General features: G+C 38.8%; 17 protein-coding genes. 1 reads left to right on the top strand and 16 read right to left on the bottom strand.

Annotated elements, in window-relative coordinates; genetic code table 11:
- Positions 1 to 75 precede the first annotated feature (75 nt).
- From QNH20_RS03290 to QNH20_RS03260, 7 genes are all read right to left on the bottom strand, one after another.
- Positions 76 to 507, bottom strand: coding sequence for a YjfA family protein (locus QNH20_RS03290; protein WP_283921508.1), 432 nt, complete (start codon positions 505 to 507; stop codon positions 76 to 78).
- 92 nt (positions 508 to 599) lie between these two features.
- Positions 600 to 1,076 (bottom strand): YjfA family protein, encoded by a 477-nt coding sequence (locus QNH20_RS03285; protein WP_283921507.1) that lies wholly within the window; start codon positions 1,074 to 1,076, stop codon positions 600 to 602.
- A gap of 543 nt (positions 1,077 to 1,619) precedes the next feature.
- Positions 1,620 to 2,300, bottom strand: coding sequence for a DUF2642 domain-containing protein (locus QNH20_RS03280; RefSeq protein WP_283921506.1), 681 nt, complete (start codon positions 2,298 to 2,300; stop codon positions 1,620 to 1,622).
- A gap of 587 nt (positions 2,301 to 2,887) precedes the next feature.
- The gene (locus tag QNH20_RS03275; protein WP_283923335.1) at positions 2,888 to 3,910 is read right to left on the bottom strand and encodes a DUF418 domain-containing protein; all 1,023 of its coding nucleotides are present in this window, start codon (positions 3,908 to 3,910) and stop codon (positions 2,888 to 2,890) included.
- 223 nt (positions 3,911 to 4,133) lie between these two features.
- Entirely contained in the window at positions 4,134 to 5,648 is a 1,515-nt protein-coding gene (locus tag QNH20_RS03270; protein WP_283921505.1) for a succinyl-CoA:acetate CoA-transferase ScpC, read from the bottom strand.
- A gap of 131 nt (positions 5,649 to 5,779) precedes the next feature.
- Positions 5,780 to 6,424, bottom strand: coding sequence for a LytTR family DNA-binding domain-containing protein (locus QNH20_RS03265; protein ID WP_283921504.1), 645 nt, complete (start codon positions 6,422 to 6,424; stop codon positions 5,780 to 5,782).
- Positions 6,425 to 6,444: 20 nt separating this feature from the next.
- A complete protein-coding gene (locus QNH20_RS03260; protein WP_283921503.1) occupies positions 6,445 to 7,056 on the bottom strand; it encodes an SAM-dependent methyltransferase in 612 nt (203 codons plus the stop codon).
- Positions 7,057 to 7,321: 265 nt separating this feature from the next.
- On the opposite strand from QNH20_RS03260, the gene QNH20_RS03255 reads away from it, so the two are divergent.
- A complete protein-coding gene (locus QNH20_RS03255) occupies positions 7,322 to 8,140 on the top strand; it encodes a PRD domain-containing protein (RefSeq protein WP_283921502.1) in 819 nt (272 codons plus the stop codon).
- Positions 8,141 to 8,198: 58 nt separating this feature from the next.
- Here QNH20_RS03255 and nagE read toward each other — a convergent pair whose 3' ends face one another.
- The 9 genes from nagE to QNH20_RS03210 form a co-directional block, all read right to left on the bottom strand.
- Positions 8,199 to 9,647: an N-acetylglucosamine-specific PTS transporter subunit IIBC gene (nagE, locus tag QNH20_RS03250; RefSeq protein ID WP_283921501.1), complete on the bottom strand. Its 1,449-nt coding sequence runs from the start codon at positions 9,645 to 9,647 to the stop codon at positions 8,199 to 8,201.
- A 196-nt stretch (positions 9,648 to 9,843) separates the two neighbouring features.
- A complete protein-coding gene (locus QNH20_RS03245; RefSeq protein ID WP_283921500.1) occupies positions 9,844 to 10,332 on the bottom strand; it encodes a PTS sugar transporter subunit IIA in 489 nt (162 codons plus the stop codon).
- A 422-nt stretch (positions 10,333 to 10,754) separates the two neighbouring features.
- Complete coding sequence (locus tag QNH20_RS03240) at positions 10,755 to 11,660, bottom strand: Gfo/Idh/MocA family protein (protein ID WP_283921499.1); 906 nt, start codon at positions 11,658 to 11,660, stop codon at positions 10,755 to 10,757.
- Between the two features lie 68 nt (positions 11,661 to 11,728).
- The gene (locus QNH20_RS03235; RefSeq protein WP_283921498.1) at positions 11,729 to 12,496 is read right to left on the bottom strand and encodes a TerC family protein; all 768 of its coding nucleotides are present in this window, start codon (positions 12,494 to 12,496) and stop codon (positions 11,729 to 11,731) included.
- Positions 12,497 to 12,686: 190 nt separating this feature from the next.
- Entirely contained in the window at positions 12,687 to 12,857 is a 171-nt protein-coding gene (locus QNH20_RS03230) for a twin-arginine translocase TatA/TatE family subunit (RefSeq protein WP_283921497.1), read from the bottom strand.
- Between the two features lie 22 nt (positions 12,858 to 12,879).
- Entirely contained in the window at positions 12,880 to 13,794 is a 915-nt protein-coding gene (locus QNH20_RS03225) for a 4Fe-4S binding protein (protein ID WP_283921496.1), read from the bottom strand.
- Positions 13,795 to 13,850: 56 nt separating this feature from the next.
- Positions 13,851 to 14,684 carry a dimethyl sulfoxide reductase anchor subunit family protein gene (locus tag QNH20_RS03220; RefSeq protein ID WP_283921495.1) on the bottom strand — a complete coding sequence of 278 codons (834 nt, stop codon included), beginning with the start codon at positions 14,682 to 14,684 and terminating at the stop codon, positions 13,851 to 13,853.
- A gap of 17 nt (positions 14,685 to 14,701) precedes the next feature.
- Positions 14,702 to 15,274 (bottom strand): DMSO/selenate family reductase complex B subunit, encoded by a 573-nt coding sequence (locus tag QNH20_RS03215; RefSeq protein WP_283921494.1) that lies wholly within the window; start codon positions 15,272 to 15,274, stop codon positions 14,702 to 14,704.
- A gap of 23 nt (positions 15,275 to 15,297) precedes the next feature.
- Complete coding sequence (locus tag QNH20_RS03210; RefSeq protein ID WP_283921493.1) at positions 15,298 to 17,697, bottom strand: DMSO/selenate family reductase complex A subunit; 2,400 nt, start codon at positions 17,695 to 17,697, stop codon at positions 15,298 to 15,300.
- Positions 17,698 to 17,742 lie beyond the last annotated feature (45 nt).

The following is a 17,742-nucleotide window of genomic DNA, read 5'->3' as shown; positions in this document are numbered from 1 at the left end:
CCCCGTCCTAAAATCAGAACGGGGTTATGAGTGTTTGATGTATTAAAATTAAATAAACTTTATTGTCACTTTACACTAATACCAAATAGTTACTGCTTTATTATAGGCGTCACTATTGGGAATAGCGTGTATGCCCTGAGCTTGTGCTCTACGTGGGTCAAAGTCATAAACCATTGGCGTATAACATGAGGTCTGCCCCTTGTTAACGACTCCATTTCCTTCAGGACTATCACACGTATAGGCTTTGCCGTCTGTCTCTCGAACGATTCTTGCATCTGCTTCGTGATTATATATTGCAGGTTGGGTGATTGTAACTTTTGCCCATGCAGTTTTACATGTAGTACTGAATTTCAATTCTACATATGAAACAGAATCAATCCATTTTTTGTCCTTCGTTACTGCTGAGTTTGCACAACCATTGTAATAAGGACTTTTGCCATCATACGAATGAGATTCCGCATATACCTGATTATTCCAAAGACCAAAAGTAACGATTATAGACGACATAATCAGTATTATTGACTGAGTCACCCGATTAAGTTTTATTTTCAAGAAATCCTTCCTATCTTTACTCATAAGTCAATTAAAACATATATCCTTTAATACCAGTCTGTCTCGCCTCTGGTAAATGGCCAGAACCCAACAGCCTTCGATTTACGAGGATCTAAATCATATACCATGGGTGTATAACATGAGGTTTGCCCTATATTTATCTCTCCATTACCTCCAGTGGACCCACAATGATATTGCTTATTATCGGTGTTTCGCACAACTAATGCGGTAGCCTCCCCATTCGTTTTGGCTGGTCTGCTTAAAGTGATCTTTGCCCACGCTGTTTTGCATTTCGTACTAAATTTTAACTCTAGATTGGCATAAGAACCGTCTGAATTATTAATTCTCAAACTCTTTTTCGTCACACCGCTAGCAGCACAATCATCATAGTAAGGACTTTTGCCATCATAGTTGTGTGTTTCTGCAGAGACCTTGGTGTTAGAGAAACTAAAGGTACCAAAAAGAACAAAACAAGCAACAAAAGTCAGAGAAATACACGATAGCCTTCTTTTCAATGCTTTCACCAAAAACACCTCTTTCAAAAAATTTGAAATCCTCTGTCATATTACACTATCTGGAAATTATTGTTAAGTGATTTTAGCCCCAATTTACTTTACGTCCTATAAAATGACCACTGTCACTAAAGAACCATTTCCATGAGAATTAACCTTTTATAATGTTACCCTTTATTAAATAACGAATTTCTTATCTAATCGTAGTCAGCTCATAATATTGTTGTAGTAAGTGAGGTCATTTGTAACAAAAAGAAGGATAGATAAAGCAAATTTTATCTGCTTTATCTATCCTTCTTTTTCTGTCTTATATAATGTGCAACATGATATAATTCTCCCCTTTTATCATGTTATTCATTAAATATCTTGACTTTTAATAAAAGGTGTAAGGGACCAAGATTTTGGTTTTTGTTATGCTTCGTATATTCTCTTTTTCTATAATGCTTCCTTCTACTCCTTTTTCCATGGATTTAATGGTTTTAAGCCGCCTACATTAATCCCAACCAGCAGCAAAAAGTAGATCGGTTACCCGCCTTTTTTATTTTATTATCAGATTTAATTCGCCAAATAGATGGTCTTGACATGCTCTAAATTTCGATACACAGTTTCCCTTTCTGCCGTGATTAATGTCAACCTTTTATTAACAGCTTTCTTCAGTAAGCCTATTTTTTCACTGCTGTCACCACCATCGATGACGACCAGTTGGTTCTCTAACTTTTTGCATTGCTCGTCGAAGCTTCTAGCTAATGGAATCTTTGCTGGATTTACAGGAAGAAATTTACTATCCAAGGAATACGGCGTTGCATTTTCAGGATATGGGATCAGCCATTTAACATGGTTCATCGAAATAAACACTGTTTTATACACTGGGGAGTAAAAGACAAAATAGTCATTCAAAATACTCGTTAAATAGCCGTGAATCGCCTTTTTCCCTGTTACATACACCTCAACAAATCTCCCCTTAGCATTGGTTAATATTCTTCGAAATGAAATCACCTGTGACTCCGATTCGAGCGGTTTTTCTAAAGGGGGTTCATCGTAAGTACTGTTCTCCTCTTTTTTCGATTCTTTAATCCGCTGAATATGAACCGACGGAATATATAGAAAGGCCCCCGTTTTCCCCACATATAAAACAATAATGTCTAATCCAGAATCAACTAGTATTCCAGAGTAAAAATACCCACCTGAAATCTCAATTTCTATATTTTTCCCCATTAAATCGCTAAACTCATACATTGTTCATTCCCCTTTTCCCTGTTCGCTCTGGTTATGCGTTCTTCTATCAAGTGCTATTAATCTATGATGTTATCATGAGACAGCTCTGCCTCCTTGGATAATTACTCCGCTCATGTCCCGCCCTTCCATTTATCACTCTTGTTACTGTGTACTTATTTATATGAGCCGCAATAGATACAGGCTCTAGGTTTGTACCCGATTACGGATAATTCCACAAATATCTAGATAAATCGAAAAAGAGGAAGCTCCTTGCTAGGTGCTTTTGCCCCTCAAGCCCCTTGGAGCTGGAGCTAGACAATTAGAAAAGCGGAAGCGCCTTGAACAGGGGCGATATAGGGAGAATGATCGACTGGCAAGCAAAGCGAAGCCAGAGATTAGTCTCCCTTAATGCGTACTGAAAGCGATAGCTTTCTGTAGCCAGGCATAAGACGAGCCGGCGAGAAGGCTGCTTTTTTAGCCTTCTTGACGGATTGGCTTATGACCCCGAGCCCCTAGGCGCTGGAGCTAGATAAAAAAAGGGTGTCAGGCACCCTGAAAGGACATTTGTCCATTTCCATTGGTGCCTGACACCCCCATTGTTAAGCTTATTAGTCACAACTAATGGTTTTTGTTCTTTTTCTAAGTGGCGGTATTTCTAAATAGGTAACCATTCTCCATATCCATTCCAATGGACCATATCGAAAAAAGTGCAGCCAGATTGTGCTAAATATAAACTGGATGATGTAGATCGTTAAACATAGGTAAAGAGATTGTATATAGGTAATATTGTTGAATAAATTTAGCATATTACCAGCCAGATAGATTAAGGCTGTTTGCGAAATATAGTTTGTTAGCGCCATCCGTCCGTAGCTTTTTAATGGGGATAGCAGCTTTTGAAAAAATGAAGATTGCAACAGTAACATAAGGAGCCCAACATAAAAAGCCGAGATAATCGGTCCGATTGAAATCCCAATGCTTAAAAATTTCTGCATCGCCTGGAAGTCTATTTCCGAACCATTACGAAATACACCCGGGGCATATTGATATTGATAAATAAGGCCTAAAATACTTAAACCAAACATGATACTTGTAAAAAGGATTACCTTATTACGTTTTTTGGATAGCTCCTCAAATACATGAAATTGACCTGCTGCAATTCCCAATAACATCAGAGGAATAACCATAAAGAGTTTGAATGAAAAAATCCCCATAACGATTAACATGGCGGTTCCAAACACAAGATTAACTACCCTATTCGCTTTGTAAAATGGCAAAATAAATAGCCCGCATATTGCGTAAACCGTTAACGCTTCGCCTGGATGGAACTGCACATGGACCAAGCCCATGATAAATAAGGCAATAATACGCCTTAGGAATAAAACATATCCATTCCTTCCTTTTGCATTGGCCCGTGTGATAAAAATATAAAATCCAACCCCAAACAAAAAGGTAAATATCGTATAGAAGCGCCCTTCCACAAATAAATATAAAAACCTCCAGTAAGAGGCCTCAATGGTGTGAGGCGAAGGCAGTTTCACCGACAGCAACGGTATAATATTCACCAAAATAATCCCCATCAGTGCAAACCCTCTTAAATAATCCAGCATATCAATTCGTTTACCTACATCCATTACCTGATTACTTCTAACCATTTCCTGTTTACTTTCAACCATTTCCTGTTTACTTTCAACCATTACCTTCTCCTTTATAGTGTAAATGGTGCCTGACACCCTTAATACTATTTCTCCCATAAATATACAACAATTATATCATTGGAAAAGGAAAAACGCTTTGATATGATGGCTCAAAGCGTTTGTTGTAGTTTGTATTGTGATCTTTTATTTAGATATGGGGTTAAACGGTTTCCCCAACCAGCTGCAACATGGTTCCTTTAGCAGCATAATTAGTGTGCCAGGAAAAAGCCTTCTCCAGCACATGCGGGGTTTGGCCGCCTCTCTCAAGCGCCTCCTGGTAATATTCACGAAGCTGCTCACGATACATTGGATGAGCACATCGTTCGATAATTAATTCAACTCTCTGTCTTGGTGCCAAACCGCGTAAGTCGGCATACCCCTGCTCAGTAACAATTACATCGACATCATGCTCGGTATGATCTACGTGTGAAACAAATGGGACAATGCTCGAAATCTTACCACCTTTGGCAATCGATTTCGTCACGAATATGGCTAGGCGGGCATTGCGTGCAAAATCACCTGAACCCCCGATTCCGTTCATCATTTTCGTCCCTGAAACATGAGTGGAATTGACATTGCCATAGATATCTAACTCCAGCGCTGTATTTATCGAGATTAAGCCGAGTCGGCGGATGATTTCCGGATGATTAGATATCTCCTGCGGCCGCATGATTAAGCGATCACGGTATTTTTCAAAATTCCCATAAACCTCTTTCATTTTTCCATCGGAAAGGGTAATCGAACAGCAGGATGCGAAACGAACCTTACCGGCATCGATTAAATCAAAAACTGCATCCTGTAATACCTCAGAATAAACCTCCAAGTCAGTAAACTCTGAATCTAACATGCCATGCAAAACAGCATTTGCAACCGAGCCAATCCCCGACTGCAGCGGGGCAAGGCGTTCCGTCAGCCGGCCAGCCTTCACTTCCGTACGTAAAAATTCAATTAGGTGATTCGCCATAATCACAGTTTCTTCATCAGGTGGAACAATCGTTGATGGTGAGTCAAGCTGATTCGTAAACACAATCCCTCTTACCTTCTCGATATCAATTGGAATCCCCATCGTCCCAATTCGATCATCAGCCTTTTTCAACGGAATTGGGTCCCTCTCCCCTTGCTTCCCGGGATCGTATAAATCATGTAACCCCTCAAGATTAACTTGATGTGCTAAATTGATTTCGATAATGATTGATTTGGCATTCAAGGCAAATGATAAAGAATTTCCAACCGAGGTGGTTGGAATCACCATCCCATCTTCTGTTACTGAGAACGCTTCCAAAATTGCGAAATCAACAGGTTCCATTACGCCTGCTCTTACTAATTCAGCCGTATGCGACAAGTGCTGGTCAACAAACATCATTTCCCCATTATTGATTTTGCTGCGCATTGTCGGATCTGCCTGGAATGGAAGTCTTTTCCTAAGAATCCCAGCCTCGGAAAACAACTTATCAACATCGGAGCCTAAAGAAGCTCCCGTATAGACATTTACTTTAAAGGTTTCTGTCTCAGCGCGTTTCACTAAAGCGAATGGTACCGCTTTCACATCGCCAGCACGTGTAAATCCGCTTAACCCCAATGTCATGCCATCTTCAATCCATGATGCAGCCTCTTCAGGAGTCACTACACGATCCCAAAGACGTTGATCCCGAATCCGTTCAAATTTATTCTCCATCTTTCATCCCACTCCCCAAGTGAAATATTAAGATAATTTTAACCGATAAAGTTTATCAACTAGGGATTTCGGGAATACATTACGGAAAATTCAGATAAAACAGCATTATCACGGTCTTAAACAGAATTTTTCTAAAATCCTAATAGTCTGCGAAAATAACTGGAATAAGATTGGCTCACAGGCACCCGATCCCCATTATCCATTGAAAGGATAAAGGTCGAATGAGAATCAGGGAAAATCTCTTTAATATGATTGACATTCACGATAAACGAGCGGTGGCAGCGGATAAAATAATCCTTTGGTAAAAGGAACTCAAATTCCTGCAACGAGTTTTTATGTGTACCACTATGTTCCTTGGTCGAGACATATGTCTTTTTATCCTTTGCTTCCAGATAAATCACTTTTGAAAAAGGCACAGGAATCCAGCCATCTTGAGTTTTGATAGTCACCACCAGCTTTCCGCTCGTTAAGGCCGGGAAGATCGCCGTCACACAGCCTTCCAATTTCCCTTCGTGAAAAAACGGTACCGCCATACCATGATAGGGAACCCCAAACAAATCACGATTAATAAATTCAGAGATTTTTTGTTTCGAATGAATCGCCTTATAGGCAATCGTTCCTTCCTTCAAAGGATCACCCGGCGTGATTTTTAAATCAATTCGCTTACTCGGGCGATAATAAATATATTCCTTCGTATTCGAAACCGCAATCGAAATCTCCTCCGAAAACAACTCACTGATTACATCTAGCAGTGAAACAACCGTAATACTCTCCATACAGAAACCCCTCCCTCCCGCTAAAACTGCAGCTGGTAAATTAAAAATCTTTCATTTGAATTATGTTCATATAAATGAGGCAAAATGACTTCCCCTTTTAGTTCAAACGAAGTCTGATTTTCGAGAAAATAAATATAATCCTCAGATGGATAATACAACACCAGTTCAATATCCCGTTTCGATGCTTCCATTGATAATAAGATATTATTAACAATCTTCCTAAACACTTGAATCGAAAAGGGATTAAAGAAATAGAAGCGATTATCCCTTTCGTCAATCTCATACTCCTCTGCCAGGCAGCAAACAAACTTAATTTGATCCCGGCCTTTTTTCCTCACATAACTTTCAAGATTCCTAACTGCCGCTTGAAAAAGAGTCTCATTCATCTCCACCCCAGCAACAGTTGCATGAAAAAAATAGTGAATATAAAAATTCAATCTCCCTTTCCCACACCCAAAATCAACTACCCGATCACTGCTTTTCACTTCATAATGACGAAATAATTCTTCCAGTGCACTATAAGGTGTGGGCTCATAGGGATGATAATGTAAGGACTTGTTGTCGGCCCCTCCCTCATTTTTATCTCCCTTCGTTTTTATGTTTAATAATTTATCATAATAATGTTCTTTCATCGCTTACACCTATTCGCGTTTATTTAAAACAGCTACAATTCCAAATCTAAATTATACCATTTTTCAAAAAAAAGACATTAAAACCGCACGTTCGACTGTTTTTTCCTGATTAACTTCAATAAAAGAAGGAAAAAGTGGTATAATGTCGAAAGTCTAAAAGGTAGAAGAATGATTTTGTACTGAATTCGTAAGTCTGAAATCATTCTTATAAAATCGTTAAACATTAATCTTCAGTATGGCCAAAAAAACAAGGAGGTGGTTTCATGTGAAAATAAAAAAAATATTAAATAACAATGCTGTTGTCGTTACAGATAATAATGTAGAAAAAATTGCCATTGGGGCGGGAATTGCATTTCAGAAAAAGAAAAACGATATTATTAACCCTAGTAAAATTGAAAAACTATTTGTCATGAAGGAAAATGAAAGATTTCAGCAGCTGCTTCTTCAAATACCTGAAGAGCATTTTGCCCTCTCAGAAGAAATTATCACCTACGCCGAAGAATCCCTTGGAAGCAAATTAAACGACCATATTCACATTGCCCTTACCGACCACTTATCCTTTGCCATTGAACGTGTACGTGATGGAATCAATCTAAAGAATAAGCTTCTTCATGAAATAAAAATACTTTATAAGAAGGAATTTGATATCGGACTGTGGGCGCTTAGGCATATTGAGAAAAAGACAAGCATCAAGATGCCTGTGGATGAAGCAGCCTTTATCGCCCTTCATCTTCACACCGCTAATCTTCAAGGCGGGGACATGAAGCAGACGCTACGGCAAACAGCGATCATTGGTGATATGGTTCAGACGATTAAGGATTACTTACATATTGAAATAAACGAAGACGATCTTTCTTATCAGCGCTTAATGACCCATCTCCGTTTTGCTCTTTCAAGGATTAGCAATGGGGAGCCGAATACCATCGATGATGAGATGCTGAAAATGATCAACAATAAATTCACACTGGCCTACAACTGTGCAAAAAAGCTTTCCAAAGACCTTTCACTAAATCACGGTATCCACCTTCCTGAGCATGAACTCGGCTACTTAACTCTTCACATCGAAAGATTAAGAAAACGATAAAAAACGCCTGGACTTCAAATTCCAGGCGTTTTTGCATCTATTTCATGCTATGATACTTCTACTTTTTCTTGCGGATTTTGATAATTTCATCAGCAACAAATTGCACATTAGTACCAACAATAACCTGAATGCTTTGCGGGCCGACGATATTGATTCCCGGTACGCCTGTCGCTTTAATTTTCTTTTGGTCGACGGCATTCATGTCTTTTACTTCCATTCTTAGACGTGTAACACAATTATCAACACCTGTTACATTCGCATCCCCGCCTAAGCCTTCATAAATTTGAGCGGCCATTGCAGCAAATTTGTTATCACCCTTAGCAAGAGAAACCTCTTCAACCTCATCATCATCGTCTTCACGACCAGGAGTTTTTAAGTTGAATTTCGTAATGATGAAACGGAACAAGAAGTAGTAAATGACTGCAAATACTAGTCCTTGAACAATTAACCAATATGGTTGATTTGCCATTGGATTTTTTAAACTTAAGAAAAAGTCGATGAATCCTGCACTAAAGGCAAATCCTGCTGTCCAATGGAATGCCGCTGCAATCGCTAAGGAAAGACCAGTTAAAACGGCATGTACAAGATAAAGCATTGGTGCTAAGAACATGAAAGCAAATTCAATTGGTTCTGTAACCCCAGTCAAGAAGGAAGCGAAACCAGCTGCAAGCATTAAGGAAGCTACTTGCTTTTTCTTTTTCGTTTTTGCAGTATGAACCATCGCTAATGCTGCTGCAGGCAGCCCAAACATCATAATTGGGAAAAAGCCTGCTTGATACATACCTGTAACCCCTTTTTCACCTTTACCAGACAAGAAGTTACCGATATCATTGATTCCGGCAACATCAAACCAGAAGACAGAGTTTAAAGCATGGTGTAGCCCTGTTGGAATTAAGAGTCGGTTGAAGAAGCCATATAAGCCAGCACCTATATAACCTAATTTACTCATTCCTGTACCGAAAGAAACTAACCCTGTATAAACGACAGGCCATACAAAGAATAAGACTGCAGAAACCACCAGCATTGCAACCGCTGTCATAATTGGCACCAGACGTTTCCCACTAAAGAAGGCAAATGCGTCAGGTAGTTTTACATGACTAAAACGATTGTACATCATCGAAGCGACTATACCTGAAAGAAGTCCAACAAAGGCATTTCCGATTTTCGCAAACGCAGGATCTACTTTAGCTGCATCAATTCCCTGCAGCAATGCAACCGAGTTGGTTGAAAGCAAGGTTGTTACAACCAAGTAGGCAACCAAACCGCTAAGCGCCGATGAGCCATCCTTTTCTTTGGCCATTCCTAACGCAACTCCAACTGCGAAAAGAATTGGAATATTATCGATAATAGAGCCCCCTGCTTTAATTAAAAAGGCAGCAAATGGACTATCTGCACCCCATCCTGTAGGGTCAATCCAATAGCCTAAACCCAATAAAATGGCAGCAGCCGGTAATACGGCTACAGGCAGCATCAATGAGCGGCCAAGTCTTTGAAAATATTTCTTCATGTTTTTACCCCCTATAAATTTTAATCAAACTACTAAACATCTGAAAACACTACCAATGAAAATGAATAATTTCTACAAAAGAATGACGAATAGCAGCTTTTGAATCAGTCTTACTATTTTGTCCATCACCTCCTTAAAGTATTTTTCTAAAAGTGAAGTGCTGCTGTAAGTCGAACGTAGCACTTCACTTCTTGAATTACTTAGCAGCAGCCGTGAATAGAACCGTCTTGCCGGCAGTCCCTTCCTTTTCCTCGGTGAAAACATATTGCTTTTTACCTTCTTGACTGTTGGTAATGACAATCGGAGTAATAGTGCTTTTGGCATTTGTACTAATATATTCCCAATCAACCTCTATTAGTAGTTGCCCAGCAGAAACTTTGTCCCCCTCGTTGACAGCAACATTGAAGCCCTTTCCTTCCAAGGCGACCGTTTCTAACCCGACATGGATAAGAATTTCCGATCCATCATCGGCACGAAGACCAACTGCATGCTTAGTAGCTGCTACAAGAATAACGGTCCCCTTTACTGGAGAAACAATATCTCCTTTTTCCGGCATCACCGCAATCCCTTCTCCCATCATCTTTTGACTAAAAACGGGATCTGGTACTTCCTCGAGAGGAATTATCTTGCCACTAACTGGTATATAAAAATCAACTGATTCCTTTTTAAAAAAATTAAATCGCATTACTATTACTCCTTTGCTTTTTTGTTTATGGTTCCCAGAAGATGTAAAAAATAACAAAAAAGGCATGGAGGTACAAATAAACGGATGTAGAAATCCATTCATTTTACCACCATGCCTGATCGTATCAGTAACATGTGATCGATATTAAACTTGTAACATTATCATACCACTAATCTGTAATAATACAATATGTAAACGCAAACATTTTTATGAGGAAAAACTACCCAGAGGAAAATAGCCTAATCTAGCTTCTTTTTTGCTGGCTAATAGTTAGATTAGATTTCTACAACTTGACTTATATATTTCAACAGCTTATTAACGTAATTTTCATATAGAAAAAGGAATCCCTCATGTTTCAGTTTAAGGGATTCCTTTGCCATACCACAGCTACATTAGTTTAGTACCATATTTTATCATTTCAACTATTTTTCTAAACTTAAGATAATTTTTTCACAAATTTCATGTGTTGCTAGTGCATCCAATGCCGAGAATTTTGGCTTACTGTTTGTTCGAACAGCATTAATGAAATCAGAAACCATTTGTTCGAATCCACGCTTGAACAGGGTCGGCTCCCAGTCGCTGCCGCGAACTTCGATCGTATCCATGTCTTTTGAGATCACTAACTTCGAAACATTGTAAACTGTTCTTTTTTCCAAAGGTCCCATTACCTCAGCAATTTCTTCGTTTGTTCCATTATCTCTGTTCATGATCCCGATGGCTGCTGCCCCGCTCGAAATAAATTGCACGACGACATGGTAAAGGGTGTCACCTTCCATTTTTCCCCTCACAATCAACTCCTCAATTGGATGCGGAAATAAATATCTCATCGTATCGACAACATGAATGAAATCATCATAAATAAATGTTCTTGGCTCCCCAGGTAGTCCTTTGCGATTTTTCTGGACAATCACCATATTCGGATCTGTTACTTCCTTCAGTTTCGTATAGGAAGGCGCATATCTTCTATTAAAACCGGTCATGAGAATGAGACCCTTCTCTTCCGCCAATTTAACAAGCTTTTTTGCCCCTTCATAATTGTCCGTAATGGGTTTATCAACAAATACATGGATGTTGTGCTTTAACAATTCATGGACGATTTCCTCATGAGAGGATGTCGATGAGTGAATAAATGCACATTTAATACCACTGTCCAGCAATGACTCAAGACTAGTATGGAGATTTTCAAAACGGTATTGGCTGCCAATGGATTGGAGCTTCTCTTGATTCCTTGTATAAAAATGAAAATCAACATCTTGTATTTTACTGTAAACAGGTAGATATGCCTTTTGCGCAATATCCCCTAGTCCGATTACACCAAGTTTTAGCACTAATATTCCCTCCATTTACCCTTTGTTCATTCAGGTGGCGAATGTACCTAGAAATTAATGTGTTCTAATCAATGAGAATACTTTTCAGCTTTTGACTTCCGAATTCCGTGAATGATAAACGTAATCAAGAAAGCAAGGACCATGACGATAATAAATATCTCATTCGGAATCTCGATATCTACGAGCGTCAGCCCCATCTTAACCGCAATAAATGTAATCAGTACATATGCAGTCGTTTCGAGCTCTGGAACTCGGTTCATTAAGCTGATAAAAAATGTAGCAACTCCCCGCATTAGTAGAATTCCAATCATCCCGCCAAGTAATAACACCCAAACTTCCTCTGAAACCGCAAGTGCGGTAAGAATACTATCTACGGAAAAGGCCAGATCCATCAGTTCGACACTAATAACTGTCGCCCAGAAAAAACCAAAGGTTTTCGTTAACCAGCCTTTTGGCTCACGCGTTGTTTCCTCTTCACCATCATCATTACTTTTAAATTTGTCTCTAAAGAATTTAAAGGACAGCCAGAGTAAATAGAGCGCTCCAATTAACTTAATGAACCATAGCTTAATTAGAAATGTTCCGAGTCCAATGAAAATGAAGCGGAATAAATAAGCTCCCCATAACCCATATATTAATGCTTTCTTTTGCTGTTGTTTTGGTAGTGGCTTGACAAAAGCAGATAAAACCAAGGCATTGTCTGCAGATAAAATACATTCTAGTACGGCTAAGGATAAAATTAAGCCCCAGGATTGTGGTGAGGTCAACACTTCTGCCCACATATGCCAATCAAACATGGAAGCAAAGGTTGATAAAATTTCATTTAACATGATCATTTCTCCTTTGTTGTTCAAACAATCGTTTCTTAGTTTGTCAATTGTATATTAAACACTATAGTACTTTTTGTAAGTAAATCAAATAAAAAGCTATCAAAAAAATGGTGTCAGGCACCACGAAATAACCTTCGTGGTGCCTGACACCATATCTACCCGCGAAACAACATATTTTCCAATTGCAGCTTTGTGATTACGCCTTCTTTTCCTTTTCCTCATCCATCAAACCTTTAGTGGATGATTTGAATTCTTTTAAGGATTGACCAACTGCCCTTCCTAATTCCGGTAGTTTCTTAGGCCCGAATATGATTAATGCCAGGACTAAAACAATGATTAAACCTGGTATCCCGATGTTTGATAACATTATAATTCATCTCTTTTCATCTTTAACATGTTTGACTATTTAAGTAATCAGCCCTCCGACTCGCACAAACCGGACATTTTTCATCTTGGGCATGCAAAGTTTGAAAGCTATTTTTGCATAGGTTGCACGTTTTCTGATAGACCTCCAAGCATTTCGTAACCGCTGTTGCTATAGAACTTGTTACGGTTATAGCCTTTTCTGGGCAAAGCTCCTGACAAAGCATACACCCGGAACAGGACTGAAGGTTTATCGTAAAATCATTGTCTTCTAATCTAAAGCAAGTTTTAGGACACGTCACTTTACAAGCCTTACAGAAAGTACACTTTTCATGCGCAATGGTCACATCAAAAAATTGATGATCAGGATAATATTGATTCACATCTAGATCCAAGTGGTTAAATCGCCATTTAGCTGGTGTTACCTGCCTTACCAATGACTGACTTTCTTTCTTCAAAAGAGAGAATAGCTCTCTTCTTGAATAAGAGTTCCCAAAACTTGTTTCTGTCTCTGTCATAAAAGGCGCCTTACCAAGTTGATCTAATAATAAATTGACTTCTTCTACTGAATCCTTCCATGCTTGACTGAACTCTTTTTCTTCACAGGCAATTGTAGTGACTCCTTTAGCATTGTAAATCAACAATTCCTTTATAGATGGGGGTTCAATATTTGTGGCAATTAATTTTTTTTGAAAAAAGGACTGCTTTGGCAGTATGCCAGTGACAGCTTGAACTGGGCAGGCTACCATGCATTTTCCGCACTCTGTGCACTTTTGATTATCAATTATTGGCTTGCCCTGTGTTAAAATTATGGCACCTTCTTGGCAGGCATCCAGACATTTTTCACAGCTGGATCGGGGGCTTTTATGGTGTACACAAGCTGATGATAAAATTTCGTAATCATAAACAAGACTTTCAACCCACATTTCAACGAATCCCACTGATGTCACCCCCGACCATATTCAAAGGCAGAAGCGGTTAGCATCTGCCCGATATCTTATGAACCTAATACATAAAACACATATCTGCTCACGCCTTCTCCAAGTACAAAGAAGATCAGTGCAGCATAGATGAAGGCGTATTTCATATTTTTCTTAGTATTAAGTGATAAATAAGCCAGCAGCAGGAGCCCGGCAATTTCGATAACCCATCGTACCCCGATCATACCGGAATATGGCACCATTTTATTAGCAGCTGTTTCCCCCGAGATTGTCTGAATTTCAGGTATATAAGCATTGAACATGGCGGAACCAATTAGTTGGACAGCAATCCCTATGATACTAAATGCAAATGCCCATTTTATAACTTTTTGGATTGCTTCACCCTTGAGAGATGGTGCCAAAAGGCTTGCACCAAGGATTGGCCCCAAAGAAAAAGCGGTCCCATAAAATACGAAATATGTGTTCAGATGATTCCAGCCGTTAACACGTGTAACAGCATAGGCTGTTGCCATGCAATAAATATCAATAACTCCAACCAGCCCAGTAATCAACATGAGGATTGGATTGATTTTCTTTTGGGCAATCGTAAGACCGGCAGTTAAACATGCTAAAGCAATGAATGCTCCGGTAGCGACAATCTCATTACTCATCCAAGACCGCCCAAACCCTTTAATGGCGTTTATAGCATTCAGCGGATAGCCGAGATGAAAGAATGAACCGATTAAACCTATTATAGAAAGAATTGCAATTACTAGAAGCGGTATTTTCATTATTTTTATTGTATCGCCGTTGCTCTTGGCAATGTTCCCATGGATAAACCATAGAAACAGAATAGCACCAACAGAAGCAGGGATTAAAACTGTAAAAATTAATAATGGCCATTCATGCATTAGAATCCCTCCAAAGATTACTTCGCATATTTATTAGCATTAATTACAATATTAGGTTCAGTAATTGAAGAACTTGGTAACCCCTTTATATCTCTAACATTTCCATATTTTTTTCTTAATTCATCGATTGGACCATAATCCAAAGCGCGCATAGGGCATGCTCCTACACATGCAGGATTTTCTCCCTTATCGATAAGATCAATACAGAAGTCACATTTTGTCATTTTCCCAATTTTTTCATTATACTGTGGTCCGCCATATGGACAATTCCAGATACAATATTTACATCCAACACATTTATTCTGATCAACTAAAACTACACCGTCTTCTTCACGCTTATGCATTGCACCTGTTGGACAGCCCTGGACACATGCTGGGTTTTCGCAATGATTACAAGATATAGAGGTGAAAAAGGTTTGAATATTTTGAATGAACGCTTCATCTCTCTCAACATAATCTCCCTCGGAATTCTCATATACTCTACGAAAATTCACACCTACTTCAAGGTCATTTTTATCCTTACAGGCTATTACACAAGCTTTACAACCGTTGCAATATTCATTGTTAATAAAAAATCCTAATTGAACCACCAATATTCACTCCTTTCGTCTATCTACGCTTTCCTTACCTCAACTAAATTAGTATGTTGTGGATTTCCCTTAGCTAAAGCTGATGGCCGCTGACTAGTTAGTGTATTTATATTGCCACGCTGATCAATACCTTTAACATCAGGGGACCACCATGCTCCTTGCGGTATAGCAACTGTTCCAGGAATGATTCTATTTGTAATTTTCACAGGCATTTGTACTTCCCCACGGTCATTATATACTCTTACTCGCTCCCCATCTTTAATTTTCCTTTGTTTCGCATCCCGTTCGTTCATCCACATGACTTGTGGACCGGCTTCTTCCAGCCATTTATTATTGTCAAACGTGGAATGACAGCGACGTTTATAATGCCAACCGATAAGTTGCAGTGGGTATTTTTTAGTTAGCGAATCTTCCGGTCCCTCCCAAGATGCTACATATTTTGGGATTGCCGGTATTTCTTCTGGATTATTCATATCCCAAAGAGCCTTTGAAAAAATTTCTATTTTTCCTGATGGAGTTTCAAACTTATTATTTTCAGGATCTTTTATTTGCTTTTCAAATGCAATTACTGTGTTATTCTCCAATGAAACCTGGTAGATACCTTGTTTCTTAAACTCCTCAAAAGCAGGGAAATGAGGATCTTTCTTTCGGGATTCTTCAATGGACCATTTGACCCAATCCAACTCTGATTTTCCTTCGGTAAACTCCTTTTCGATACCTAACTTTTTGGCCAACATAGTCAACCATTCATAATCTGACTTTGACTCGTACATATTTTCAATACACTTTTGAGATAAGATAGCGTGTTGCGATGGCGCCCAAGTAGTACCAATATCCCATCTTTCCATAAAAGTATTTGACGGCAGTAAAATATCAGCAAACTTTGCGCTTGGAGTCATAAAGATTTCACTGACAACAATTAATTCAACAAGATTTTCATTTCTTAATATTTCAGCAGTTTTATTACAGTCAGAATGTTGATTAATTAGAGCATTTCCCGCTAGGTTAAAAATAGCTTTAATATTTGATGGCAGTGTTTCTTGACCCTCTGGAAGCCCCTTAACTCCATCTTTTTCACCCATCTCTGTTCCTCTAACAACTGCATCTGTCCATAGGAAGCACGGAATGGTTAAATTACCTAGTGGATTCGTTCCTTTTGGTACTGATGTTGTTTTTACTAAACTTATATATCCAGAACCAGATGCCCATCCACCTCTAATACCGACATTTCCCGTAATAGCTGCAAGAACCGTTCCACCTCGAACAAACTGTTCACCGAATGCTTGTCTTTGCGGACCCCATCCCTGCAGTAATGCGGATGGTTTATTTGTTGCGTATTCCCTAGCAAGTTTTCGAATGGTTTCAGCTGGAACTTTACATATTTTCTCCGCCCATTCTGGAGTTTTTGCTATTCCATCTTTATCACCTAGAATGTAACTAACTAATGATTCACCTTGCGGAACCCCTTCCGGCATATTTTCTTCATCAAAACCAACACAATATTTATCTATAAAATTCTTATCATATAATTTTTCAGAAATAATAACATATTGCATGGCATCCATCATTGCATTATCTGTAGTCGGCAAAATTGGTATCCACTCATCCGCTAAACCAACAGCAGTATTAGATTGTCTGGGGTCAATAACTACTACTTTCACACCTGCTTCTTTAGCTTTTTTAACGTAGTAGTCTGTTACTCCCCAGCGAGTTTCTACTGGGTTATGTCCCCACAAAATTATCAATTTTGAATCAGATAATGTATTTAATGTATTACCTGTTTGTGTCGTTCCATAGGTATAAGGAGTTGCCGTTGAAGTTTGAGCAGAACTATATGAGTTGTGGTACCCCAAGTACCCTCCCGTTAGAGCAAAGATTTTTTGAATCATATTGCCAGCTCCGATGATACTTCCCGAATGCCCAGTAGAATAATTACTATAGCGGCTTGCAGGCCCATGTTTATCTGTTAATCTTGTTAGTTCCTTTGCAATGTATTCAATGGCTTCTTCCCAAGAAATCCTTTCAAACTTCCCTTCACCACGTTTTCCCACTCTTTTCATTGGATACTTTAATCTATCAGGATTATAGACAAACTGCCTATATCCTCGTCCTCTTATACATGCACGAAGTTGAGGTAATTCAAATGTATCTTCTTTAATATCTGTACTTAAACGTGTAATAACTCCATCATTGATATGAGCCCTTATTAAACATCTGCCACCACAATTAATTGTCGAGCATGTTGAAAGAATTTGTTCATTAGATGCTTTAACCGTTCCAGCCGCATTTACTTTATCAACGATTTTTGTTTCACTTGCCATTCCTCCAATTATAACTGGTGCTGTAACTGCACTTGACCATTTAATAAAACTCCTGCGCGACAGCCTTCTTTCATTCATACGATCAAATAAACTTTTACTCATATTTATTCCTCCTAACATCACAAAAAATTACTTACTTATCTTTTA

Origin of the sequence: Neobacillus sp. WH10, assembly GCF_030123405.1 — a bacterium.
Lineage (GTDB): Bacteria > Bacillota > Bacilli > Bacillales > Cytobacillaceae > Neobacillus.
This window is presented reverse-complemented; position numbering and strand designations above follow the sequence as displayed.

Excerpts from the sequence above, each read along its gene's own strand:
- QNH20_RS03290 (WP_283921508.1), bottom strand. The coding sequence starts at position 507 with ATGTCGTCTATAATCGTTACTTTTGGTCTTTGGAATAATCAGGTATAT.
- QNH20_RS03280 (WP_283921506.1), bottom strand. The coding sequence starts at position 2,300 with ATGTATGAGTTTAGCGATTTAATGGGGAAAAATATAGAAATTGAGATT.
- QNH20_RS03275 (WP_283923335.1), bottom strand. The coding sequence starts at position 3,910 with ATGGATGTAGGTAAACGAATTGATATGCTGGATTATTTAAGAGGGTTT.
- QNH20_RS03270 (WP_283921505.1), bottom strand. The coding sequence starts at position 5,648 with ATGGAGAATAAATTTGAACGGATTCGGGATCAACGTCTTTGGGATCGT.
- QNH20_RS03265 (WP_283921504.1), bottom strand. The coding sequence starts at position 6,424 with ATGGAGAGTATTACGGTTGTTTCACTGCTAGATGTAATCAGTGAGTTG.
- QNH20_RS03260 (WP_283921503.1), bottom strand. The coding sequence starts at position 7,056 with ATGAAAGAACATTATTATGATAAATTATTAAACATAAAAACGAAGGGA.
- nagE (WP_283921501.1), bottom strand. The coding sequence starts at position 9,647 with ATGAAGAAATATTTTCAAAGACTTGGCCGCTCATTGATGCTGCCTGTA.
- QNH20_RS03245 (WP_283921500.1), bottom strand. The coding sequence starts at position 10,332 with ATGCGATTTAATTTTTTTAAAAAGGAATCAGTTGATTTTTATATACCA.
- QNH20_RS03235 (WP_283921498.1), bottom strand. The coding sequence starts at position 12,496 with ATGATCATGTTAAATGAAATTTTATCAACCTTTGCTTCCATGTTTGAT.
- QNH20_RS03230 (WP_283921497.1), bottom strand. The coding sequence starts at position 12,857 with ATGTTATCAAACATCGGGATACCAGGTTTAATCATTGTTTTAGTCCTG.
- QNH20_RS03220 (WP_283921495.1), bottom strand. The coding sequence starts at position 14,684 with ATGCATGAATGGCCATTATTAATTTTTACAGTTTTAATCCCTGCTTCT.
- QNH20_RS03210 (WP_283921493.1), bottom strand. The coding sequence starts at position 17,697 with ATGAGTAAAAGTTTATTTGATCGTATGAATGAAAGAAGGCTGTCGCGC.